The 24896-nt window shown below is 74.0% G+C and carries 8 protein-coding genes; 3 read left to right on the forward strand and 5 right to left on the reverse strand.

Going from position 1 to position 24896, the window contains the following annotated elements:
• Position 1 precedes the first annotated feature (1 nt).
• Positions 2-514: a DinB family protein gene (locus C2L59_RS37750; RefSeq protein ID WP_199199474.1), complete on the reverse strand. Its 513-nt coding sequence runs from the start codon at positions 512-514 to the stop codon at positions 2-4.
• 55 nt (positions 515-569) lie between these two features.
• On the opposite strand from C2L59_RS37750, the gene C2L59_RS37755 reads away from it, so the two are divergent.
• The 3 genes from C2L59_RS37755 to C2L59_RS37765 are packed head-to-tail and all read left to right on the forward strand — an operon-like array spanning position 570 to position 4902.
• The gene (locus C2L59_RS37755) at positions 570-1430 is read left to right on the forward strand and encodes a DMT family transporter (RefSeq protein ID WP_199199476.1); all 861 of its coding nucleotides are present in this window, start codon (positions 570-572) and stop codon (positions 1428-1430) included.
• A 53-nt stretch (positions 1431-1483) separates the two neighbouring features.
• Positions 1484-3154 (forward strand): ABC transporter ATP-binding protein, encoded by a 1671-nt coding sequence (locus C2L59_RS37760; protein ID WP_103354392.1) that lies wholly within the window; start codon positions 1484-1486, stop codon positions 3152-3154.
• The gene (locus C2L59_RS37765; RefSeq protein ID WP_103354393.1) at positions 3151-4902 is read left to right on the forward strand and encodes an ABC transporter ATP-binding protein; all 1752 of its coding nucleotides are present in this window, start codon (positions 3151-3153) and stop codon (positions 4900-4902) included. Before C2L59_RS37760 ends, C2L59_RS37765 begins: the two co-directional genes overlap by 4 nt.
• Before the next feature lie 254 nt (positions 4903-5156).
• Here the strand turns inward: C2L59_RS37765 and C2L59_RS37770 are convergent, their stop codons facing one another.
• The 4 genes from C2L59_RS37770 to C2L59_RS37785 all read right to left on the reverse strand — a co-directional run bounded on the left by C2L59_RS37770 (position 5157) and on the right by C2L59_RS37785 (position 24895).
• Positions 5157-5366 (reverse strand): MbtH family protein, encoded by a 210-nt coding sequence (locus tag C2L59_RS37770; protein ID WP_103354394.1) that lies wholly within the window; start codon positions 5364-5366, stop codon positions 5157-5159.
• Positions 5367-5377: 11 nt separating this feature from the next.
• Positions 5378-6400 carry an ABC transporter substrate-binding protein gene (locus tag C2L59_RS37775; protein WP_103354395.1) on the reverse strand — a complete coding sequence of 341 codons (1023 nt, stop codon included), beginning with the start codon at positions 6398-6400 and terminating at the stop codon, positions 5378-5380.
• Between the two features lie 67 nt (positions 6401-6467).
• Complete coding sequence (gene panD, locus C2L59_RS37780; protein ID WP_103354396.1) at positions 6468-6881, reverse strand: aspartate 1-decarboxylase; 414 nt, start codon at positions 6879-6881, stop codon at positions 6468-6470.
• A 2-nt stretch (positions 6882-6883) separates the two neighbouring features.
• Positions 6884-24895: a non-ribosomal peptide synthetase gene (locus C2L59_RS37785; protein ID WP_103354397.1), complete on the reverse strand. Its 18012-nt coding sequence runs from the start codon at positions 24893-24895 to the stop codon at positions 6884-6886.
• Position 24896: the final 1 nt, after the last annotated feature.

The following is a 24896-nucleotide window of genomic DNA, read 5'->3' on the forward strand; positions in this document are numbered from 1 at the left end:
CTCACTCACCCACCTCCCCATCGACCAGCTCCCGCAGCACGTCCAAATGCCCCACGTGCCGCGCGGTCTCCTGCACGACGTGCGCCACCACCCACCGCACCGTGAACTCCGACCGCCGCCGCGTCCGGTCGTCCGGGCCCAGGCCGCGCAGAGCCTTCTCCGCCCTCGCCCACTCCGCCTTGTACGCCGCCACCACCGAGGCCGGGGTGTCCTGCTCCGACACGTCCCAGCTCGGGTCCGGGCTGCCCGCCCACAGCGACGGCAGGTCCACCCCGCCCGCCTCGATGCACAGCCACCAGCGCTCGACCGCCGTCAGGTGCTTCACCACGCCCAGCGCGCTCGTCCGCGGCGACGTCGGCAGCAGGGTCGCCACCGCCTGCTCGCGCGGCAGGCCCGCCAGCTTGTTCACCGCCGTCGCGCGGAGGAACTGCAGGAACTCCAGCTGCAGGCGCAGCTCGTCGCCGGCCAGCCGAGCCGGCCAGCGACGGTAGGTCTTCGAACTCGTGTTCGACATGGCCGCAACGTACCGCACCGGTCCGACAGAATCCGCGCCAAATAGAGTGACCCGCATGTGGTGGGGACTGCTCTGCGCCCTCGGCGCGGCATGCGCGTACGGCGTGGCTTCGGTGATGCAGTCCGTCGCCGCGCGGGCCACGGACACCGGGGCCGACGGCGTCGACCCGAAACTGCTGGCCCGGGTGCTCGGCCAGTGGAAGTTCGTGCTGGGGCTCTCGCTCGACGTGCTGGGGTTCGTCGCGCAGATCGCCGCCCTGCACGTGCTGCCGCTGTTCGTCGTGCAGGCCGCGCTCGCCGCGAGCCTCGCCGTGACCGCCGTCGCCGCGCGGTTCCTCGGCGTGCGGCTCGGCCGCCGGGAATGGGGGGCCGTCGCCGTCGTGTGCGCCGGACTGGCCCTGCTCGGCGCCGCCGCCGAAAGCGAAGGCTCCGATCCGGTCGGGCTCGGCTTCCGGTTCACCCTGATCGGCGCGGTCGCCGTGCTCGGCGTGGCCGGAGTCGTCGCGGGCAAGGCGAACCGCCGGATCCGGACGCCCGCCCTCGGGCTCGTCGCCGGGCTGTGCTTCGGGGTCGTCGCGATCGCCGGCCGGATCATCCCCAGCCTCGCGCCGCTGGACCTGCTCACCGACCCCGCGACCTACACCGTCGCGGTCGCCGGCGGGCTGGCCATGCTGTTCTACGCGACGGCGTTGCAACGCGGGAGCGTCACCACCTCGACCGCGATGATGGTGCTGGGCGAAACGGTGTTCCCGTCGCTGGTCGGGGTGCTGGTCCTCGGCGACCGCACCCGGCCGGGGTTCGCGGGCGTCGCGATCGCCGGGTTCGCCCTCGCCGTCGTGGCCGCGCTCGCGCTGGCCCGGTTCGGCGAACCGGCGACCGAACCGCGGACTGAGACGAAGCCGACCGTATTCCCGTAACTTCTTTACTTAGACTAGCCTTACCTATCCCAGCTCTGGACAGGGAGGCGCGGGTGAGCACGACGGGACGGCAGGTCCTCCGCCGGTCGGTTGCCGGGCAACGACGATCGGTGGTGCCGGCGGCGCTGCTGACCGCGGGCCACCAAGGCGGCGAAGCACTGGTACCGGTGGTGATCGGCGTGATCATCGACCAAGCCGTCGCGAACGGCTCGATCGGCACGCTGCTGGTGTGGCTGGCGGTGCTGGGCGTGCTCTTCGCCGCGCTGTCGACCAGCTACCGCCTGGGGGCCCGCTTCGGCGAGCGCGCCGCCGAACGCGCCGCCCACGACCTGCGCCTCGACCTCGGCCGCCGGGTCCTGCACCCCGGCGGCGTCGCCGACTCCGGCACCCTCGCGGGCGAGCTGGTGAGCATCGCGACGTCGGACGCGAAGCGGGTCGGCACGGTCAACGGCGTGCTGCCGTTCGGCGTCGCCGGCCTGGCCGGGCTGCTGGTCAGCGCCGTCGCGCTGCTCACCATGTCGCTGCCCCTGGGCCTGCTCGTGCTGCTCGGCACGCCGCCGATGCTGTACCTGGCGCACCTGATCGGCAAGCCGCTGGAGCGCCGCAGCGAAGCCGAGCAGGAGCGCTCGGCGTTCGCCTCCGGCATCGCCACCGACCTCGTCGCCGGCCTGCGCGTGCTGAAGGGGGTCGGCGCCGAACGCGCCGCCGTCGACCGCTACCGCCGCACCAGCCAGGATTCCCTGCGGGCGACGCTGCGCGCCGCCCGCGCGCAGGCGTGGCACAACGGCGCGCTGCTCGCGCTCACCGGGATCTTCATCGCCGTGGTCGCGCTCGTCGGCGGCAACCTGGCCGCGGCGGGCGAAATCAGCGTCGGCGACCTGGTCGCCGCGGTCGGGCTGGCGCAGTACCTGATCACGCCGTTCACGATCTTCTCGTGGGTCAACGGCGAACTCGCGCAGGGCCGGGCGTCGGCCGCGCGCATCGCCGGCGTCCTCGACGCGCCGCCCGCCGTCGGCGCCGGGGACGCCACGCTGCCGGCCCCGGCGGCCGGGCACGTCAAGCTGTCCGCGCTGAGCCGCGGCGCCCTGCGTGACGTCGGCTTCGAGGCGCGCCCGGGTGAGCTGCTCGGGGTCGTCGCCACCGACCCGGCCGCCGCGACGGACCTGCTGGACTGCCTCGGCCGCGCGGCCGATCCCGCGGGCGGCTCGGTGTCGGTCGACTCGGTCGACCTGTCCACTGTGGACCCCGGCCGGGTCCGCGAGGTGGTGCTGGTCGCCGCGCACGACGCCGACCTGTTCGCCGGGACGGTCGCGGAAAACGTGACGGCCGGGCCGCTGGCCGCCGAGGCGATGACCGCGGCCGCCGTCGACGAGGTGGCGAGCGCGCTGCCCGAGGGCGCCGCGACCGCCGTCACCGAACGCGGGCGGTCCCTGTCGGGCGGCCAGCGTCAGCGGGTGGCCCTCGCGCGGGCGCTCGCCGCCGACGCGCCGGTGCTGGTGCTGCACGACCCGACGACCGCCGTCGACACGGTCACCGAGGCCCGGATCGCCGCCGGGCTCACCGAACTGCGGCGCGGCCGCACCACGATCCTGGTGACCACCAGCCCGGCGCTGCTGGCCGCCGCCGACCGCGTCGTCCTGCTCGACGACGGGCGCGTGGCGGGCGAAGGCAGTCACGCCGAGCTGGCCGCCCGTCCCGACTACCGAGCGGCGGTGCTGTCATGACCCGCGAACTCCTGCCCGTGGCCGACGGCCGCCGGATCCGCGCCGTCGTCGGCGAGCTGGCCGGCCGGCAGAAGGGCCGCGCGGCCGCCGCGTTCACGACGCTCGTCGCGGCCACCGCGATCGGCCTGCTCACCGCCCCGCTGCTCGGCCGGGTCGTCGACCTGGTCGCCACCCGGCGGTCCGCGGCCGAGCTGGTGACGCCGGTGGTGGGGCTGGTGCTCGTCGCGGTCGCGCAGGCCGTCGCGACCGCGATCGGTGTTTCGCTGGTCGCCCGGCTGGGCGAGACGATCCTGGCCGAGCTGCGCGAACGGTTCGTCGAGCGTGCCCTGGGCCTGCCGCTGGAACAGCTCGAGCGCGCCGGGTCCGGTGATCTCACCGCCCGCGTGACCAACGACGTCTCGGTGGTCGCCGAGGGCGTCCGGCAGGCGCTGCCCGAGCTGGGCCGGTCGGTGCTGACGGTGGTACTGACGTTCGGCGCGCTGGCCGTGCTCGACTGGCGGTTCCTGCCGGCCGCGCTGCTGGCCGTGCCGATCCAGCTGTGGACCGTGCGGTGGTACGTGCCGCGCGCGAAGCCGTTGTACGCCGCCCAGCGCGAGGCTGTCGGCGCGCAGCAACAGCAGCTGCTGGACACCGTCGGCGGCGCGAAGACGGTCCGGGCGTTCCGGCTGGCGGACACCCACCTCGCGCGGGTGCGCGACCGGTCCGACGCCGCGGTTTCCCTGGCGCTGCGCGGGATCCGGCTGGTGACGCGGTTCTACGCGCGGCTGAACCTGGCCGAGTTCGTCGGGCTGTCGGCCGTGCTGGCGACGGGGTTCCTGCTGGTGGGGACGGACGCGGTGACGGTCGGCGTCGCGACGGCGGCGGCCCTGTACTTCCACAGCCTGTTCGGGCCGATCACGACCGCCCTGGCGCTGGTCGACGACGCCCAAGCGGCCGCGGCCAGCCTCGCGCGGCTGATCGGCGTCGCCGACCTGCCCGCCGAGGCGTCGCCTTCGCAGCCGTCACGGCCGGCGGATGCGTCGGTGAAGACCGCGGGCCTCGGCTACTCCTATGTGGACGGTCACCCGGTGCTGCGGGACGTCGACCTCGGCGTCGACCCGGGTGAGCGGGTGGCGCTGGTGGGCGCGAGCGGCGCCGGGAAGACGACGCTGGCCAAGCTGATCGCCGGCATCCACCGCCCGGGCGCGGGGTCGGTCACGCTCGGCGGCGTGGCCCTGGCCGAGCTGGGGCCGGAGGGCACCCGCCGGACGGTCGGGCTGATCAGCCAGGAGGTCCACGTCTTCGCGGGCCCGCTGGCCGACGACCTGCGGCTCGCCCGCCCGTCGGCGACCGACGCCGAACTGCGGGCCGCGCTGGCCAAGGTGGGGGCGTTGACCTGGGCGTCGTCCCTGCCGGACGGCCTCGCGACGGTCGTCGGCGAAGGCGGTCACCAGCTGACGGTGACGCAGGCGCAGCAGCTGGCCCTGGCCCGGCTGGTGCTGGCCGACCCGCCGATCGCGATCCTCGACGAGGCCACGGCCGAGGCGGGCAGCGCGGGTTCGCGGGTCCTGGAGTCGGCCGCCGCGGCGGCCCTCGAAGGCCGCACGGCGCTGGTGGTCGCCCACCGCCTGACCCAGGCCGCGGCGTCGGACCGCATCGTGGTCCTGGACGCGGGCGCGGTCGCGGAGTCCGGAACCCACGACGAGCTGGTCGCGGCGGGAGGCCAGTACGCAAAGCTGTGGGCGGCCTGGTCCGGCCAACGCACCTGACCCCGTGTCGTCCCCCCGATCACACGTGACGCCCCTCCGAGCACGCGAGTCGCCCCTCTGCTCACGCGAGCCGGCCGTTGCGGTACGCGGAACTCGCGTGATCCGGCACGGAACTCGCGTGATCCGGCACGGAACTCGCGTGATCGAAGGCGGAACTCGCGTGCCGGGAGGGTCGGCTCGCGTGCCGGGAGGGTGGGGTGGGACGACGACACGCCGGGAGCTCGTGGCTCCCGGCGTGTCGGTTGGGGGAAGGGTCAGGCGTCCATGGCGTCGGCCAGGGACTTGGGGCGCATGTCCGTCCAGTTCGCTTCGACGTAATCCAGGCAGTCCTGGCGGGACGCCGGGCCGAAGGCCGTCGTCCAGCCGGCCGGGACCTCGGTGGCCTCCGGCCACAGGCTGTGCTGGTTCTCGGCGTTGACCAGCACCAGGTACGTCCCGGCCGGGTCTTCGAACGGGTTGGTCATCGCGGGCCTCCTCAGGCGGTGATGTCCGTGCGGGCACCCTTCACCAGCGCGGTCAGCTTCTGGATGACCGGCGTGGCGAGCAGGTGGTTGAAGCGCGGCTCGGCCGACCAGTCGCCGAGCTGGCCGGCCTTCACGGCGGGCAGCTGGTTCCAGGTCGGGAACTGCGTCATCTGGGCACGCGGCAGCGCGTACGAGCGCGAGTCGGTCAGGATCAGGTCCGCCGGGTACTTGCCCGCCTGCTCCCAGGACAGCTGCTCCCAGTAGTCCTCGCTGCCGCCGCCGGACACGATCTCCAGGCCGAGCTCGCGGTAGTACGCGAGGTCGGCGAAGAACTCCGGCTTCGCGATGTACAGGCCGTCCTTGTCGCCGTACAGCACCAGGACCTTCAGGCCGGCCTTCTCCTTCGCCGCCGCGCGCAGGTCCTCGGACGCCTTGTCGAAGTCCTCCTTGGCCTTCTTCATGGTCTCCGAGTTCGCGTCGCCGCCCAGCGCGACGGCCAGCTGCGCGTAGCGCTCGATCACCTTCGGCAGCGTGACCTTGTACTCCGACAGCGCGACGACCGGCGCCACCTGCTGCACCTTGGGCCCGAGGTCGCCGGTGAGCACCCACATGTCCGTAGGCTTGGTGCCGGTCAGGCCGGTGACGACCAGGTCCGGCTTCAGCGCCGCGAACTTCTCCATGCTGAAGTCGTCCCAGGCGTTGCCGATCGACGTGACGGTGTTCAGGTCGATGTTGCCGGCCTGGATCTCCTTGCCGCCGTCGGCCGTCTTCTGCGGGCCGAACACGCCGGCCGGGCGGACGCCGTAGTCCCACAGCGCCGCGGCCGAGCTGGCGTAGGCGACCACGCGGGCCGGACGCTGGTCGCGCGTCGCCTTCTGGCCGCGGTCATCGGTGAACTCCCACGGGCCGGACGCACCCCCGGCCGCCGGCTTATCGCCGCTGCCGCACGCGGTGAGGGCCGCAGCGGCCGCGACGCCACCCGCCCCGATCAGGAAGCCACGCCGGCTGAGCCCAGCGCCTTGGAACACGGACATGAGCACCTCTCGCAGACCATCAACTTAGGCACACCTTATTTAGGTAAGGCTGGCAAAAGCAACTGTGTCAACGCCCACGGCCGGACAGCTGCGCGGGCGCACCCGGCACCGGCTCGGCCGGGTCGTGTCCGAAGTGGACCTGCCGGTTGTCGCCGTCCACGTGCACCACCCGCGGCCGGTGCCCGGCGCGCTCGGCCTCGTCGACCTGCGCGTAGGTGATGATGATGACGAGGTCGCCGGGGTGCACGAGGTGCGCGGCCGCGCCGTTGACGCCGATGACCCCCGAGCCCGGATCGCCGGTGATGGCGTAGGTCTCCAGCCGGGCGCCGTTGGTGATGTCGACGACCTGGACCCGTTCCCCCTCGACGATGTCCGCGGCGGCCATCAGGTCGGCGTCGATGGTCAGCGAGCCGACGTAGTGCAGGTCGGCCTGGGTGACGGTGGCGCGGTGGATCTTGGCGTTCATCAGGGTGCGGTGCACGTCTACTCCGGGTCTCGGGTCAGCAGCGCGGCGAGGCCCGCCGCAGTGGGGGTACGGAAGAACTCGGCGATGGCCAGCTCGGTCCCGAGCCGCTCGGTGATCCGGTTGCGCAGGACCACCAGCAGCATCGAGTGGCCGCCGAGAGTGAACAGGTTGTCGTCGGCGCCGACGGCGGCGACGTCCAGAACCTCCGCGAAGATCTCGCAGAGGGCCTTCTCCACGGGCGTCCCGGGCGCCCGCCCGCGGGTTTCGAACTCCGGCGCCGGCAACGCCGCCCGGTCCAGCTTCCCGTTGGGAGTCACGGGGAAGGCGCCGAGGGGCACGATCGCCGCCGGCACCATGTACTCCGGCAGCGACCGGGCGAGGAACTCCCGCAGCCGCACGGGATTTGCGGTCGCCGGGGTCGTGTACGCGACCAGCCGCTTGCCCCGGTCCTCACGGACGACGACGAGCGCCTGCGTGACGTCGTCGTGCCGGGTCAGGGCCGTCTCGATCTCGCCCGGTTCGATCCGGAAGCCGCGGACCTTGACCTGGTCGTCGGTGCGGCCGAGGTAGTCCAGCTGCCCGTCGGGCCGCCAGCGCACCAGGTCGCCGGTGCGGTACATCCGCTCCCCCGGCTCGAAGGGCGAGGCAACGAACCGGTCGGCGGTGAGCCCCGGCCGCCCGTGGTAGCCGCGGGCCAGCCCGGCGCCGGCCAGGTACAGCTCACCCGGCACCCCGGCCGGGACCGGAGAGAGGCCGCCGTCGAGCACGTACGCCCGCGTGTTGTGCACCGGACGGCCGATCACCGGCCGGTCGGCGTCGCCGAAGCGGCCGACCAGAGCGTCCACAGTGGCCTCGGTCGGGCCGTAGAGGTTGTACGCCTCGGTGCCCGGCATCGAGCCCAGGGTTTCCCACAGCGGCTGCGAAACGGCTTCACCGCCGACGCCGACGACACCCAGAGCACACCGGCCGTCCGCGATCACCCCGGCCGCGGCCAGCTGCGCGAAGTGCGACGGCGTGAGCTCGAGGAAGTCGAGCCCGCGCTCGCGCACCACCGCCGCCAGCCGGTCCGGGTCGCGGCGGGTGTCGTCGTCGACGACGTGCACCTCGTGCCCGTCGAGCAGCCACAGCTGCGGCTGCCAGGACGCGTCGAAGAAGAACGCCCACGCGTGCCCGACCCGCAGCCGCCGCCCGCCCGCCGCGGCGACGGCCGGGCGGTAGAGCGTCTCGCGGTGGCTGTGGAACAGGTTGACCAGCCCGGCGTGCGGGATGACCACACCCTTGGGCTTGCCCGTGGACCCGGAGGTGTAGAGCACGTACGCCGGGTTCGCGGGCGACGGCGGAGTCAGCGCCGCCGCACTGTCCACAATGTCCTCGACGAACAGTGCGCCGGGCACCGGCGAAGCCAGCGAGCGGCTCGTCAGCACCAAGGCGGGACCGGCGTCGGCGAGGATCGCCGCGATCCGGTCCGCAGGCTGGTCCGGGTCCACCGGCAGGTAGGCCGCGCCCGTCTTGAAGACCCCGAAGATCGCCTCGACGACCGCCGCCGAGCGCGGCAGCACGAGCGCCACGACCTGCTCCGGGGCCGCGCCGTGCGACGCCAGCCAGCGGGCGAGGCGGTCGGTCCGCGCGGCGAACTCCGCGAACGTGACGCTCGAACCGGCGTCGCTCAAGGCGGTCGCGTCCGGGGTCGCCGCCACCTGGGCAGCCAGCCGGTCCACCACCGTCGGCGCCGCGAGCGTCAGCGGCGCCCCGGCACCCCAGCCGCGCAGGATGCGCTCCCGCTCCGGGGCATCGAGGACGTCGATCCGGCTCAGCGGCCGGTCCGGGTCCGCGACGACGGCGGTCATCAGCCGCACCAGGCGCTCGGTGAGGGTCCGCGCGGTCGGCTCGTCGAAGAGGTCGAGGCTGAATCCGAGGTCGCCGTCGATGCCTTCGGCTGTCTCGACCAGGTCGAACGAGAGGTCGAACTTCGCCTGCCGCAGCCCGGTGTCCCGGTAGGCCGCGGGCAGCCCGAGCAGCCGTTCCGGCTCCGCACCCGAGTGGTAGACCGCGAGCATGACCTGGAACAGCGGGTGCCGGGCCAGCGACCGGGGCGGGTTGAGCAGTTCGACGAGGTGCTCGAACGGCAGGTCCTGGTGGGCGTACGCGGCCAGGTCGGCCTCACGGACGCGGCCCAGGAGCTCGCGGAACGTCGGGTCGCCGCCGGTGTCCGTGCGCAGGACGAGGGTGTTGACGAAGAACCCGGCGAGGTCCTCCAGGGCGTGGTCGGAGCGGCCGGCCACCGGCGTCCCGAGGGGGATGTCGGTGCCCGCGCCGAGCCGGGTGAGCAGCGCGGCCAGCGCGGCCTGCAGGACCATGAACGTGCTGGTGGCGCTGCGGTGGGCCAGTTCCCGCAGTCCCCGGTGGACGGACGCGGGCACGGTGAACGGCACCGCGGCCCCGCGGCCGGTCGACCGCGCCGGGCGCGGCCGGTCCGCCGGGAGGGCCAGCTCGTCGGGGATCCCCGCGAGGGTGTCGCGCCAGAACGCCGCCTGGCGGCCCAGCACGCTGTCCGGGTCGTCGGCGCGGCCGAACAGCTGCCGTTGCCACAGCGTGTAGTCCGCGTACTGCACCGGCAACGGCGTCCACTGTGGACGCTCACCGCGGAGCCGGGCCGCGTAGGCGGTGTCGAGGTCCCGCTTCAGCGGCGGCAGCGACCAGCCGTCGCCCGCGGTGTGGTGCACCAGCAGCACGAACACGTGCCGGTCGGGCCCGGCCGAGACGAGGGTCGCCCGGACCGGGATCTCGGCGTCGAGGGCGAAGCAGTACGACGCGGCGGCCGTGACGCGCCCGGCGACGTCGGCCGCGGCCATGGTCTCGGTGACCAGTACCGGGCGGGCCCGGTCGAGCACGACCTGCCGCGGCGTGCCCTGCGCTTCGACCAGCAGCGTGCGGAGGATCTCGTGGCGCTCCACGACGTCGCCGAGCGCGGCCCGCAGGGCGACGACGTCGACCGGGCCGGTGAGTTCCCACGCCCACGGGATGTTGTAGGTCGCGGCCGGTCCGTCCAGCCGGTCGAGGAACCACAGCCGCTGCTGCGCGAACGACAGCGGCAGCACCTCGGGGCGCGGCACCGGCACCAGCGCGGGCCGGCCGCGCCGGCCCGGGTCCAGGAGCTCGGCGAGGCGGGCCGGGGTCGGCGCGTCGAACACCGCCCGGATCGGCACCTCGACGCCGAGCAGCGCGCGGATCCGGCTGACCAGCCGCGTCGCCAGCAGGGAATGCCCGCCGAGGGCGAAGAACCCGTCGTCCGGGCCGACCGGACCGACGCCGAGGACGTCGGCGAACAGTTCGCACAACGCCTGTTCGGCCGGGGTCCGCGCGACCCGCCCGGACGTGCGCACCTCCGGGTCGGGCAGGGCGGCGCGGTCCAGCTTGCCGTGGGCGTTCACGGGCAACTCGGGCAGGACGACGATCGCCGAGGGCACCAGATACTCCGGCAGCCGCGCGGCCAGGGACGCCCGCAGCGCGACCGGGTCACCCGACGGCGCCACGTAGGCGATCAGCCGGTTCTCCCGGGCGATCACGGCGGCGCGGGCCACCGACGCGTCGGCCGTGAGCGCGGCTTCCACCTCGCCCGGCTCGACGCGGAACCCGCGGATCTTGATCTGCTGGTCGGCGCGGCCGAGGAACTCGCACGCCCCGTCGGCGCGGCGGCGGACGAGGTCGCCGGTGCGGTACAGCCGCTCCCCCGGCTCGAACGGCGAGGCGACGAACCGTTCGGCGGTGAGCGCCGGCCGGCCGAGGTAGCCGCGCGCGAGCCCGGCGCCGGCCAGGTACAGCTCCCCGCGCACGCCCGGCGGCACCGGCCGCAACGCGGCATCGAGGACGTACGCGCGGGTGTTCGCGATCGGGCGCCCGATCGCCACCGGGCCGCAGACCTGGGCCAGGCTGTCGCCCGCGACCTCCGAACAGCCGTAGAGGTTGACCAGCTTCGCCGACGGCCACCGGGCCGCGACCTTCCCGGCCAAGGCTTCGGAAAGCGGTTCGCCGCTGGTGATCCACGTGGTCACCGAGCCGAACGCGCCGGCCTCGGCGTCTTCGGCAAAGGTGTCGAGGAGGCTGGGGACCACGGTCAGCACCTGGGCGCCGGTCTCCCGCACCAGCGCGGCGAGGGCATGCGGATCGGTGGCCGTCACGTCGTCGGCGAGGACCACCGGGTCACCCGCGACCAGGCCGCCGAGCAGCTCGGTCGAGCCGTCGATGAACGTCAGTGCGCTCTTGGCCACGCGCACGCCCCGAGCGACGTCCCGGCCCCAGTGCAGCCGGTTGGCCAGGGCGCGCTGGGTACCGGCGACCGCCTTCGGGCGGCCGGTCGAGCCGGACGTGAAGATGACGTACGCCGGGTGGTCCGGGCTGATCGGCGGCCAGGCCGGTTCCGGTCCGGTGTCACCCGGCCGGACGAGCCGGTCCCCGAAGCCTTCGCGGGCGACGACCAGGTGCGGGTCGGCGTCGGTGCGCATCAGCTCGATGCGCTCGGCCGGATGGTTCAGGTCGAGCGGCAGGTAGGCGGCGCCGGTCTTGAGCACCGCCAGGAGGGCGACGACCAGCTCGGCCGACCGCGGCAACGCGACCGCCACCACGCGTTCCGGGCCCGCGCCCCGCACGAGCAGGGCTCCGGCCAGCGCGGTGGCTCGCGCGTCCAGCTCGGCGTAGGTGAGCCGTTCGGTGCCGGACACCAGGGCCGGCGCGTCCGGGGTCCGCGCGGCCTGGGCCGCGAACAGCCCGGCTGCCGTCTCCGCGGGCAGCGGGGTCGCGGGCGCGGGTGTGAGCTGCTCGTGTTCGGCCGCGGTGAGCAGGTCGACGGCGCCGATGCGGGTGTCCGGGTCGGCGACGACGGCGGCCAGGAGCATCCGGAGCCGCTCCAGGATGGCCTCGACGCTCGCGCGGTCGAAGACGTCGCTGTTGTACTCCGCGGTGCCGTGGATCCCGGCCTGGTGCCCGGGCCGCTCCCCGACGAAGAACGTCAGGTCCGCGCGCGCGGTGCCGGTGCGGACCGGTTCCTCCGCGACGGTGAGGCCCGGCAGGGCCAGGTCGGCGACGGCGTTGTTCTGCCAGGCGAGCATCGTCTGGAACAGCGGGTGGTAGGCCAGCGACCGGACCGGGTTCAGCGCTTCGACCAGGCGCTCGAACGGCACGTCCTGGTGGGCGTAGGCGTCGAGGCTGCGGTCCCGCACCCGGGCGACCAGGTCGCGGAACGACGGGTCGCCGCCGGTGTCCACGCGCAGGACGAGGGTGTTGACGAAGAACCCGACGAGGTCGTCGAGGGCGGCGTCGGTGCGGCCGGCGATGGACGTGCCGAGCGGGATGTCGGTGCCCGCGCCGAGCCGGGTGAGCACCGCGGTCAGCCCGGCGTGCACGACCATGAACACGCTGGCGCCGCAGGCGCGGGCCAGCTCGACGAGTCCACTGTGGAGCCGGGCGTCCCAGCCGAAGGCGAACTGCTCGCCGCGGTAGGACGCCTCCGCCGGGTGCGGCCGGTCGGTCGGCAGCTCGATGCGCTCCGGCAGGTCCGCCAGCACCTCGCGCCAGTAGGCCAGCTGCGGCTCGATCACCGGCTCGCCCAGGACATCCCGCTGCCACAGCGTGTAGTCCGCGTACTGCACCGGCAGCGGCGTCCACTGTGGAGGATCACCGGCGCGCCGGGCGGTGTAGGCCGTCGCCAGGTCCCGCCACAGCGGCGCGGTCGACCAGCCGTCGGAGGCGATGTGGTGGAAGACCAGCACCAGGACGTGCTCGCGGGCGCCGAGGCGGAGCAGCGCCGCCCGCAGCGGAATTTCCGACTCCAGCTCGAACACCGCACCGGCCGCCTCGGACACCGCGTCGGCCAGGGTGGCCTCGGTGACGACGCTGACCGGCAGCGGGATCGTGCCGTCGTCGAGCACGAGCTGCCGGGCTTCCCCGTCGATTTCCGGGAAGACCGTGCGCAGGGCTTCGTGGCGCCCGACCACATCGGACAGAGCCGTGCGCAGCGCGTCGACGTCGAGCTCGCCGGTCAGCCGGACGGCCGTCGGCATGTTGTACGTCGCCGAGGGGCCTTCCAGACGGTGCAGGAACCACAGGCGCTGCTGGGCGAACGACAGCGGCAGCACGTCCGGCCGCGGGTCGGCGCGGACGAGGGCCGGCCGGGCGGCCGACGCAGCCGAGGTGGACAGCAGCGCGGCCAGCCCGGCGACCGTCGGCGTCTCGAACACCGACCGCACCTGCAGTTCGACGCCGAACACCGGACGCAGCCGCGCGACCAGCCGCGTCGCCATCAGCGAATGCCCGCCGAGGGCGAAGAAGTCGTCGTCGACGCCGACGGACGTGTCGAGGACCTCCGCGAACAGTCCGCACAGGACTTCCTCGACCGGCGTCCGCGGGGCCCGGCCGCCGGCGGCCGCCTGCTTGTCGGGGCTCGGCAGGGCCCGGCGGTCCAGCTTGCCCGAAGCCAGCAGCGGCAGCCGGTCCAGGAGCACGACCGCCGAGGGCACCATGTACTGCGGCAGCCGGTCGCGGACGTGCGCCCGCAACGCCGACACGAGCGCGCTCGTGTCCCGCTGGCCGGCCGGGTGGTTGCCCAGCGCCTCGAGCGCGGCCCGGACCGGACGGCCGCGGTGAATCCGCGTCGCCTCGCCCGTGGTGAACACGACTTCCAGGGCACCCTCGTCGGTACCGAGGGTCGCGTACACGCGGTAACCGTGCCGCTCGCCGAGGTCGTGCAGGGTCTCGGGATCCACGCCGGACCGATCCTCCAAAGCGGACAGCGCCGCCTCGGGGTCGCCCGCGGCCAGCGCGGTCACGGCGGCGAGTTCACCGGACAGCCGGGCGTTCGGCACGCCGGTCACGCGCAGCCGGGCCGGGCGGGCCGCCAAGGCCTGTTCCAGCTCGTCCAGGGAAACGACCAGCTCTTCGGGGGTGGCGGGTCGCGGCGCCTTGCGCAGGACGACGTCGTAGCGGTGCCGGGTCAGTTCGTTGTGCGCGTGGCCGCGTTTGACCCACAGGTCGACGTCGCCGAAGCCGTCGAGATCCAGGGCCCGGAAGAAGTCCGGGTCGAGCACCAGCTCGCCCTCGCGGGCGATGGCCTGGTCCACCGCGGCGACGTCCCGCCGGCCGTGGCGCAGCTCGGTCGCCGTCCGGAACGCCCGCAGCGAACGCAGGTTCCGGATGTCGCCGAGGAAGACCACGCCACCCGGCCGGACGTGCGCCGCGGCCGTGCGGACGACCTCGGCGAGGTAGCCGACGCTCGGGAAGTACTGGGCGACCGAGTTGATGATCACCGTGTCGAACTCCGGCAGTTCACCCAGGTCGTGCGCCGGGCGCGCGGCCAGGTGCACCTTGCTCGCGAACGGCGTCGCCGCGAGTTCTCGCCGCAGGTTGGCGATGGCCTTTTCGGACAGATCGACGCCCCAGTACTCCTCGGCGTCCGGCGCGATCCGCGACAGGATCAGGCCGCTGCCGACCCCGATCTCCAGGACCCGCTTCGGCTGCAGCGCGCGGATCCGGTCGATCGTGGCCGCGTGCCACTCCCGCATCTCGTCGAAGGGGATTTCGGAGCCGTCGTAGCTGGAGTTCCAGCCGGTGAAGTTCTCCTCCAGGCCGCCGGAGGCGGCTTCGGTGAAGACGTTCTCGTGCAGCTCGCGCCACTCGCCGACGTGGTCCAGTTCCGCTTCTTCGTCCCGCCCGGCCGAGGGCACGGCGTAGGCGATGAGCCGCCCGTCCCGCGCGACGACCACCGACTGCCCGACGGCCGGGTGCTCGGCCAGCACGGACTCGATCTCGCCCGGTTCGATCCGGTAGCCGCGGATCTTGACCTGGTCATCCGCCCGGCCGAGGAAGACCAGGCGGCCGTCCGGCAGCCATTTCACCAGGTCACCGGTCCGGTAAAGGCGTCCACCCGAGCCGAACGGGTCCGCCACGAACCGCTCGGCGGTCAACGCCGGCCGCCCGAGGTACCCGCGCGCGAGGCCCGAGCCGGCGAGGTACAGCTCCCCCACCACGCCCGGCGGGACCGGCCGCAGCCCGGCGTCGAGCACGTACGCCCGGGTGCCGGGGTCGGGGACGCCGATCGGGACGACGGTCGCGTCCGCCAGCTCGGCCGGGTCGCTCTCGCCGAGGGTCGAGTTGGTGGTCGCCTCAGTGGGGCCGTAGGCGTTGAACATCCGCCGCCCCGGCGCCCACCGGCGGACCAGCTCGGGCGACACCCGCTCGGTGCCCGCGAGCAGGACGCTGTCGCGCGGCAGGTCGAGGTCCGCCGGCATGGCGTCGAGCAGCGCCGGCGGGAGGATCATGAAGTCGACGCCGTGGGCGTGCGCGTACTCGGTCAGCGCCGGGCCCGCGACCCGCCGCTCGGCCGGGACCACGACGAGCCGACCGCCCGAGAGCAGGCCGAGGCACAGGTCCCAGAAGGCGACGTCGAAACTCGGCGACGCGAACTGCAGCACCCGGCTGTGCGGGCCCACGCCGAACCGTTCGACCTGGGTGGCGACCAGTTTGGCGACCCCCGAATGCTGGAGGACGACCCCCTTCGGCCGGCCGGACGAGCCGGACGTGTAGATGACGTACGCCGCGTTCTCCGGCGCGATCGCGACCTGCGGGTCCTCTGTGGACATCCCGGCGAGCGCCGCGTCGTCGAGGAGGACCCGCGGCAGGGCCGCGGGCAGCTTCGCCTCGACGTCCGCGGTCGTCACCACGCACACCGGCGCCGCGTCCCCGGTCAGGTAGGCGATGCGGTCGCCCGGGTAGTCGACGTCGATCGGCAGGTAGGCGGCGCCGGCCTTGAGCACCGCCAGCTCGGCGACGATCATGTCCGCCGACCGCGGCACGGCCAGCGCGACCACCCGCTCCGGCCCGGCTCCGCGGTCGCGCAGCAGGTGCGCGAGCCGGTTGGCGCGGGTGTTGACCTCGGCGTAGGTGAGCTCGACGTCCTCGAAGACGAGCGCCACGGCGTCGGGTGCCTCGGCGACGCGGCGGGCGAACATCCCGGGGAAGGTCTCGGTGCCGGCCGGTTCGGGGGATCCGGCCCACCGGGTCAGCACCCGTTCGCGCTCGTCACCCTCGAGGAGGTCCAGGGCGCCGACCGGCCGGTCGGGCTCGGCCAAGGCCGCACGCAGCAGCACTTCGAGGCGGCGCAGGATCGCGTTCGCGCCCTCGTGGTCGAAGACGTCGGCGTTGAACTCCAGCACGCCGTCGATCCCGGCGGCGCGTTCGGTCAGCGAGATCGACAGGTCGAACTTGGCGGTGCCGGTGGTCACCGGGATCTCGGTGACGGCCAGGCCGGGCAGGGTCACCTCGGCGCGGGCGTTGTTCTGGCCGGCCAGCATGACCTGGAACAGGGGGTGGTACGACAGCGACCGCGCCGGGTTGAGCACCTCGACCAGTCGCTCGAACGGCACGTCCTGGTGCGCGTACGCGTCCAGGTTGCGCTCCCGGACCCGGGCCAGGAGGTCGCGGAACGACGGCTCGCCGCCGGTGTCCACGCGCAGCACCAGGGTGTTGACGAAGAAGCCGACGAGGTCGTCCAGGGCCGGGTCGGTGCGGCCGGCGATGGGCGAGCCGATCGGGACGTCGGTGCCCGCGCCCAGGCGGGTGAGCAGGGCGGCGAGGGCCGCGTGCACGACCATGAACACGCTGGCGCCGCTCTCCCGGGCCAGCTCGGCCAGCCGCGTGTGCAGGCCGGCGTCCCAGGTGAAGGTGTGCAGTTCGCCGCGGAACGTCGCGGTCGCCGGGTGCGGCCGGTCCAGGGGCAGCTCGATCCGGTCCGGCAGCCCGTCGAGGGTCTCCCGCCAGTAGTCCAGCTGCGTGTTCAGCACGCTGCCGGGGTCGTCCTCGCGGCCGAGCAGGTCCTGTTGCCAGAGCGTGTAGTCCGCGTACTGCACCGGCAGGGGCGTCCACCGTGGAGCTTCGCCGGCGGAGCGGGCGGCGTAGGCCGTGGCGATGTCCCGCCACAGCGGGGCCATCGACCAGCCGTCGGAGGCGATGTGGTGGAACACCAGCGCGAAGACGTGCTCGCGAGCACCGAGCCGCAGCAGCTCCGCGCGCACCGGCACGTGCTCCTCGAGGTCGAACGAACCCCGGACCAGGCCGGTCAGCGCCGCGCCGAGGTCGTCGACCGCGCGCACCGGCAGGTCGATGCCCCCGGGCGGGAGGATGTCCTGGTACGGGACGCCGTCCCGCTGCGGGAACCGGGTGCGCAGGGCCTCGTGCCGGGCGGCCACATCGGACAGAGCCGTGCGCAGCGCGTCGACGTCGAGTTCGCCTTCCAGCCGCATGACCAGCGGGACGTTGTAGGTGGCCGACGGTCCTTCGAGGTGGTGCAGGAACCACAGCCGCCGCTGGGCGCCGGACAGCGGGACGAGGTCCGGCCGGCGGGCGGGGACCAGCGGTGGCCGCGCGGTGCCGCGGGCGGTGGCGAGCACCGCGGCCAGGCCCGCCGGGGTCGGCGTCTCGAAGACCGACCGCACTTCGAGCTCGGCGCGCAACTCCGTGCGGACGCGGGCGATCAGCCGGGTGGCCAGCAGGGAATGCCCGCCCAGGGCGAAGAAGCTGTCGTCCGGACCGACCCGCGGCAGGCCGAGGACGTCGGCGAACAGCTCGCACAGCTGCCGCTCGGCCGGGGTCCGCGGCTCGCGGTCCGAGACCGGGGCACTCCGGTCCGGGGCCGGCAGCGCGCGCTGGTCGAGCTTGCCGTTGGCCGTCACCGGCAGCGTGTCGAGCACGACGATCGCCGACGGCACCATGTGCTCCGGCAGCCGTTCGGCGGCGAGGGCCCGCAGCTGCGCCGGCAACGCCGTGCTCAGCCGCGACCGGCGGGGGTTGCCGGTGTAGGCCAGGACCGGATCCGGACCGGGCCGGAACGCGCCGGCCGGATCACCACCGGTGAACAGGACGTCGACCGAGCCGTCGCCGGCCGCGGACCAGGTGACGACCGCACCCAGGGCGTACCACTCCTCCGGGTTCACGCCGTCGGTGAGCCGTCCGTTCGGGACACCTTCGACGCGCAGGCCGTCGCAACGCCCTGCGACCACATCGTCCACAGCGGACACATCGGTGCCCCACGTCAGCGTCTCGACCTGGGGCGCGGCGGCGGTGCCGGGGCGCAGGACGACGTCGTAGCGGTACTGGGTGAGTTCGTTGACCGCCCGGCCGCGCTTGACCCGGATGTCCGCGGCGACCCCGTCGAGGCCCGCGAAGAACTCCGGCGCGACGAGCAGTTCCTTCTCCCGCAGCAGGCGCTGTTCGACGCCGCCGCCGCGCGCCTGGGCCACGGCGGTGTGGAACGCCCGGACCTGGCGCAGGTCCCGCACGTCGCCGACGAACACCGAGCCACCGGGGGCGAGGAGCGCGAGGGCCTTGCGCACGACGTCCAGGAGGTACGCCCCGCTCGGGAAGTACTGGACGACGGAGTTGAGCACGATGGTGTCGAAGAACCCCGGCGGCAGGCCGGTGACGTCGGCCGCGTCGCCGGTACGCAGTTCGACGCGCCCGGCGAGGGCCGGGTCGGCCGCGACGCGCTCGCCCAGGGAAGCGATGACCTCGGCGGAGAAGTCCGTGCCCCAGTACGTCTCGCAGTCCGGGGCCAGCTCGGTCAGCAGCAGGCCGCTGCCGACGCCGATTTCCAGGACCCGCCGCGGCGACAGCTCGCGGATCCGCGTGACGATGGCGTCGCGCCATTCGCGCATCTCCGCGCGCGGGATCGGCTCGCCGGTGTAGCTGGAGTTCCAGCCGGAGAACTCGTCGCCGTCGCCGGAGTACATCGAGTCGTACAGCTCGCGCCACTCGCCGACCTGCGCGGATTCCTCCTCGGCCGTACCGGAGGCGTCGGCCGGGACGACATACCCGACCAGGCGGACGTCACCGGGGCGGTCTTCGCGGGCGACGACGACGGCGTGGGCGACGTCGTCGTGCGCGGCCAGCGTCGCGGCGATCTCGCCGGGTTCGACGCGGAAGCCGCGGATCTTGACCTGCTCGTCGCCGCGGCCGAGGAATTCGAGGACCCCGTCGGGGCGGAACCGGGCCAGGTCGCCGGTGCGGTACATCCGCTCGCCCGGCTCGAACGGCGAGGCGACGAACCGCTCGGCAGTGAGCCCGGCGCGGCCGAGGTAGCCGCGAGCCAGCTGGACACCGGCGAGGTACAGCTCACCGGGGGTGCCCGGCGGCACCGGGCGCAGGGCGGCGTCGAGCACGTACGTCCGCGTGTTCCACACCGGACGTCCGATCGGGACGGAGGTGTCCGCACCGGACGTCCGCCAGGAGGTGACGTCGACCGAGGCTTCCGTCGGGCCGTAGAGGTTGTGCAGCTCGGCGTCCAGCACCTCGCCGAACCGGGCGACGGCGTCGAGGGGCAGGGCTTCGCCGCTGCACAGCACGCGGCGCAGGGCGGTGCAGCCGGCCGCCGCCGGTTCCTGGAGGAACACCTGGAGCATCGACGGGACGAAGTGGACGGTCGTGACCGCGCGGTCGCGGATGAGCCGGGCGAGGTAGGCGGGGTCCTTGTGGCCGTCCGGCCGGGCCAGCACTTCGGTGGCCCCGGTGATCAGCGGCCAGAGGAACTCCCACACCGACACGTCGAAGCTGGACGGCGTCTTCTGCAGCACGCGGTCGTCGCCGGTGAGGCCGTATTCGGCCTGCATCCACAGCAGCCGGTTGACGATCCCGGCGTGCGGGACGACGACGCCCTTCGGCCGGCCCGTCGATCCGGACGTGTAGATGACGTACGCCGGGTGCTCCGGCCGCAGCACGACGTCCAGGGGTGCGTCCGAAACCCCGGCGAGGGTGGCCGGGTCGTCGAGCAGCAGCGCGCCCGCGACGGCGGTCTCCGCGACGGCCAGCACCAGCGCCGGGTCCGCGTCTTCGAGCATGAAGGCGATGCGGTCGGCCGGGTAGCCGGGGTCGAGCGGCAGGTAGGCCGCGCCCGTCTTGAGGACGGCGAGGATGGCGGTGACCAGGTGCGTCGAGCGCGGCAGGGCCAGAGCGACCACGCGCTCGGGCCCGGCGCCCCGCCCGGCCAGCACCCCGGCGAGGCGGGTGGAGACGGCGTCGAGTTCGGCGTAGGTGAGTTCCTCGTCCTCGAAGACCAGGGCCGGGTGGTCCGGCGTCCGCGCGACCTGGGCCGCGAACAGCTCGGGCACGGTGACCGCGGGAATCTCCCGGACCGGCCCTGACCAGATCTTTTCGAGTCCGTCGCGCTCGGCCCGGGTGAGCACGTCCAGGGTGCCGAGGCGGCGGTCCGGGGCCGCGGCGACCTGCCGGAGCAGGGCTTCCAGGCGGTCGAGGAGGCCGGTGACGGTGGACCGGTCGAACACCTCGGCGTTGAACTCGGCCTGGCCGTGCAGGCCGTCGGCCCGCTCGGTGAAGGAAAACCAGAGGTCGAACTTCGCCGTGCCGGTGCCCACGGGCTGCCCGGTGACGGTCAGGCCGGGCAGCTCGACGCCGGCGCCGGGGGTGTTCTGCCAGGCCAGCATGGTCTGGAACAGCGGGTGGTGCGCCAGCGACCGCGCCGGGTTGAGCGCTTCGACCAGTCGCTCGAACGGGACGTCCTGGTGGGCGTAGGCGTCGAGGCTGCGCTCGCGCACGCGGGCGACGAGGTCGCGGAACGACGGGTCGCCCCCGGCGTCGACGCGCAGGACCAGCGTGTTGACGAAGAAGCCGACGAGGTCGTCCAGCGCCGGGTCGGTGCGGCCGGCGATCGGGGTGCCGATCGGGATGTCGGTGCCCGCGCCGAGCCGGGACAGCAGGGCCGTCAGGCCCGCGTGCACGACCATGAACGGGCTGGCGCCGCAGGCCCGCGCGAGGTCGGCGACCGCGGCCTGGAGCCCGGCGTCCCAGGTGAAGGTGAAGAACCCGCCGCGGTAGGCCGACACCGCCGGGTGGGGCCGGTCGAGCGGCAGCGGGATCCGGTCGGGCAGGCCGGCCAGCGTTTCGCGCCAGTACGCGAGCTGGGCCGGCTCTTCGGTGGCCAGGAGCTCACGCTGCCACAGCGTGTAGTCCGCGTACTGCACCGGCAGCGGCGTCCACTGTGGAGCGTCACCGCGGAGGCGGGCGCGGTAGGCGGTGGCGATGTCCCGCCAGAGCGGGGACAGCGACCAGCCGTCGGCGGCGATGTGGTGCACGATCAGGACCAGCACGTGCCGGCGCGGGTCGGCGGTGAGCAGTTCCGCGCGCACCGGCACGCCGGCACCGAGGTCGAACACCGCCCGCACCAGCAGATCGACCTCCGCGTCCACATCGGACACGGCCCGGACGGTGAGTTCCACCGTCCCTTCGGCCAGGATCTCCTGGTACGGGACGCCGTCGACGACCGGGAACACCGTCCGCAGCGCCTCGTGCCGGTCCAGGACGTCGTTGAGCGCCGCACGCAGCGCGTCGACGTCCAGCTCGCCGGCCAGGCGCATGACGAGCGGGACGTTGTAGGTCGCCGAGCCGCCTTCCAGGCCGTGCAGGAACCACAGCCGCTGCTGCGCGAACGACAGGGGCAACCGTCCGGGCCGTTCGGTGACGCGCCCGAGCGGCCGCCGTTCGGTGCCGGTCACCGCACCGGCCAGGACGTCCGCGAGCGCGGCCGGGGTCGGCGCGTCGAACACCGCCCGCACCGGCACCTCGGCGCCGACGGCCGCGCGGATGCGCTGGATCAGCCGCGTGGCCAGCAGCGAATGCCCGCCCAGGGCGAAGAAGTCGTCGTCCGGCCCGGCCTGCGGGACGCCGAGGACGTCGGCGAACAGCTCGCACAGCAGCTGCTCGACCGGGTTGCGCGGCGCGCGGCCGGGTCCGGCGGTGAACCGCTCGGGGCTCGGCAGGGCCTTGCGGTCGAGCTTGCCCGAGGCGAGCACCGGCAGCTTGTCCAGGACGACGAACGCCGACGGCACCATGTACCGCGGCAGCCGGTCGCGCACGTGGGCGCGCAGCGACGCCACGAGGGCCCCGGTTTCCCGCCGGGCCGCCGGGTTGTTGGCGTAGGACCCTGGCGTGCCCGCCGGCCGCACCGGGCGGTAGGCCTGGCCGGCTTCACCCTTCGTGAAGACGGCTTCCAGTCCTTCGGCCGCCAAGGTGACCGCCACGCGGTAGCCGGCCCGCTCGCCGAACCGGTACAGCGCTTCCGGGTCGACGCCGTCCCGGCGGCCGAGCGCGGCCAGGGCTGCCTCGGCGTCGCCGGTGTCCAGGGCGCGGACCGCGGCCAGCTCACCGGCCAGCCGCGCGTCCGGGATCGCGGTGACCCGCAGCCGCTCCGGCGTCTCGGCGGCCAGGAACCGTTCCACCGCAGCGAGGTCGCCGAACGCGACGACCTGCTCTTCGACCGCGGCGGGCCGCGGCGCCTTGCGCAGGACGACGTCGTAGCGGTGCCGGGTCAGCTCGTTGTGCGCCTCGCCGCGCTTGACCCACAGGTCGACGTCGCCGAAGCCGTCGAGCTCCCGGGCCAGGGCCGGGAAGAAGTCCGGATCGAGGACGAGCTCGCCTTCGCGGGCGATGGCCTGGTCGACCGCGGCGACGTCGGCCCGGCCGCGGTGCAGCTCGACGGCGGTCCGGAACGCCCGCAGCGAACGCAGGTTGCGGATGTCGCCGAGGAAGATCGTCCCGCCCGGCTCCAGCACGCCCGCGGCGGTCTTGACGACCTCCGCGAGGTAGTCCGCGCTCGGGAAGTACTGGGCGACCGAGTTGATGATCACCGTGTCGAACTCCGGCAGCTCGCCGAGATCGTGCGCGGGCCGGGCCGCCAGGTGCACCTTGCCCGCGAACGGCATCGCCGCGACTTCGCGCCGGACGTTCTCGATCGCGCTCTCGGAAAGGTCGACGCCCCAATAGGCTTCGGCGTCCGGAGCGATCCGTGAAAGGATCAGCCCGCTGCCGACCCCGATCTCCAGCACCCGCTTCGGCCGCAACGCCCGGATACGCTCGATCGTCGCCGCGTGCCACTCCCGCATCTCGCCGAGCGGGAGCCCGGAGCCGTCGTAGCTGGAGTTCCAGCCCGCGAAGTTCTCCTCGATGCCGTGGGAGCCGGCGAGCATCTCCTCGTGGACGTCGCGCCACTCGTCGACGTGGCCCTGCTCGGCCGCCTGGTCGCGGTCGGGCACCGGCACGGCGTACGCGATCAGCTGCCCGTCCTGCGCGACGACAACCGACTGCCCGACGCGCGGGTGTCCGGCGAGGACGGACTCGATCTCGCCCGGTTCGATCCGGTAGCCGCGGATCTTGACCTGGTCATCCGCCCGGCCGAGGAACACCAGCCGGCCGTCCGGCAGCCACTTGACCAGGTCACCGGTCCGGTAGAGCCGTCCGCCCGAACCGAACGGGTCCGCCACGAACCGTTCCGCCGTCAACCCCGGCCGCCCGAGGTAGCCGCGCGCCAGGCCGCTTCCGGCGAGGTACAGCTCCCCCACCACCCCGACCGGGACCGGGGCGAGGTGCGCGTCGAGGACGTAGGCGCGGGTGCCGGGGTCCGGGACGCCGATCGGCACGGCCGAGCCGGGCGCGAGCTCCGGGTCGCAGAGGCCGAGCGTCGAGTTGGTGGTGGCCTCGGTGGGTCCGTAGGCGTTGAACATCCGCCGCCCCGGCGCCCACCGCCGCACCAGCTCCGGCGACACCCGTTCGGTGCCCGCCAGCAGGACGCTGTTCCGCGGCAAGTCGCAGTCGTCGGGGAACTCGGCGAGCAGCGCGGGCGGCAGGATCATGAAGTCGACGCCGTGGGCGTGCGCGTATCCGGCCAGTTCGGGGCCGGGCACCCGGCGCTCGGCCGGGACGACCACCAGGCGCCCGCCGGAGAGCAGGCCGAGGCACAGGTCCCAGAAGGCGACGTCGAAACTCGGCGACGCGAACTGCAGCACCCGGCTGTGCGGGCCCACGCCGAACCGCCCGGACTGCGTCGCCACGAGCTTCGCCACGCCCGCGTGCGAAACGACGACGCCCTTGGGGCGTCCGGTGGATCCGGAGGTGTAGATGACGTAGGCGGCGTTGGCCGGGACGATCGCGGCGGCCGGATCCGTCGCCGGGACGTCGCCGGTGTGCACCTCGTCCAGCAGCAGTACCGCACCGTCGAACCGGTCGGCCAGAGCACGGGTGGTGACCACGCACACCGGCCGGGCGTCGGCGACCATGAACGCGATCCGCTCGGCCGGGTAGTCCTGGTCCAGCGGCAGGTACGCGGCACCGGCCTTGAGCACCGCCAGCTCGGCCACGATCATCTCGACCGACCGCGGCACGGCGAGCGCGACCACCCGCTCCGGACCGGCGCCGCGTCCGATGAGGACGTGGGCGAGCCGGTTCGCGCGCGCGTCCAGTTCGGCGTAGGTCAGCTCCTCGTCTTCGAAGACGAGCGCGACGGCGTCCGGGTGCTCGCGGACGCGGGCCGCGAACAGCTCCGGGAACGTGGCCGGCGGGGCGGCGAGGTCCGTGTCGTTCCAGGCGTCCAGGATCTCGTGCAGCTCCGGCGCGGTCATCAGGGCGAGCCGGCCGACCGGCCACTGTGGACGCTCGGCCGCCTCGGCGAGGAGGTGCCGCAGGTGTCCGAGCATGCGGTCCACAGTGGACTCGTTGAAAACGTCGGCGCGGTAGCGCAGGCCGCCGGCGGTCAGGTTCAGGTCCAGCGGGAGGTCCGTTTCGGCGCCGAAGCCGACGTTGACGAGCGGCGCTCCCCCGCGACCGGGCTCGGGCTCCAGCTCGGCGACGAGGTCGGCGAACGGCACCTCGTGCGCCAGCGCTTCCTCGCGCGCCTCGCGCACCCGGGCCACCACGTCGGCGAACCCGGGCGAGCCACCCAGGTCCACCCGCAGCGGCACCAGCGAGCCGATTCCCAGCTGGACGTCGGTGGTTCCCGCATAACGGGACAACACCACGGTGAACGCCGCCAGCAGGGTCAGCTCGTCCGCATCGGGTAACGGCCGGGCGAGCACCACCGGGGCGGCGGCCTCCGCCGGATAGGGCCGGTCGATCGGCAGCGACAGCTCCTTCGGCGCCGAGGCGAGGCGGTCACGCCAGAACCCGAGCCCCGACACCTGCTGCACAGCGTCACCGTTACTCACC

Source organism: Amycolatopsis sp. CA-128772 (genome assembly GCF_002904295.1).
Lineage (GTDB): Bacteria > Actinomycetota > Actinomycetes > Mycobacteriales > Pseudonocardiaceae > Amycolatopsis.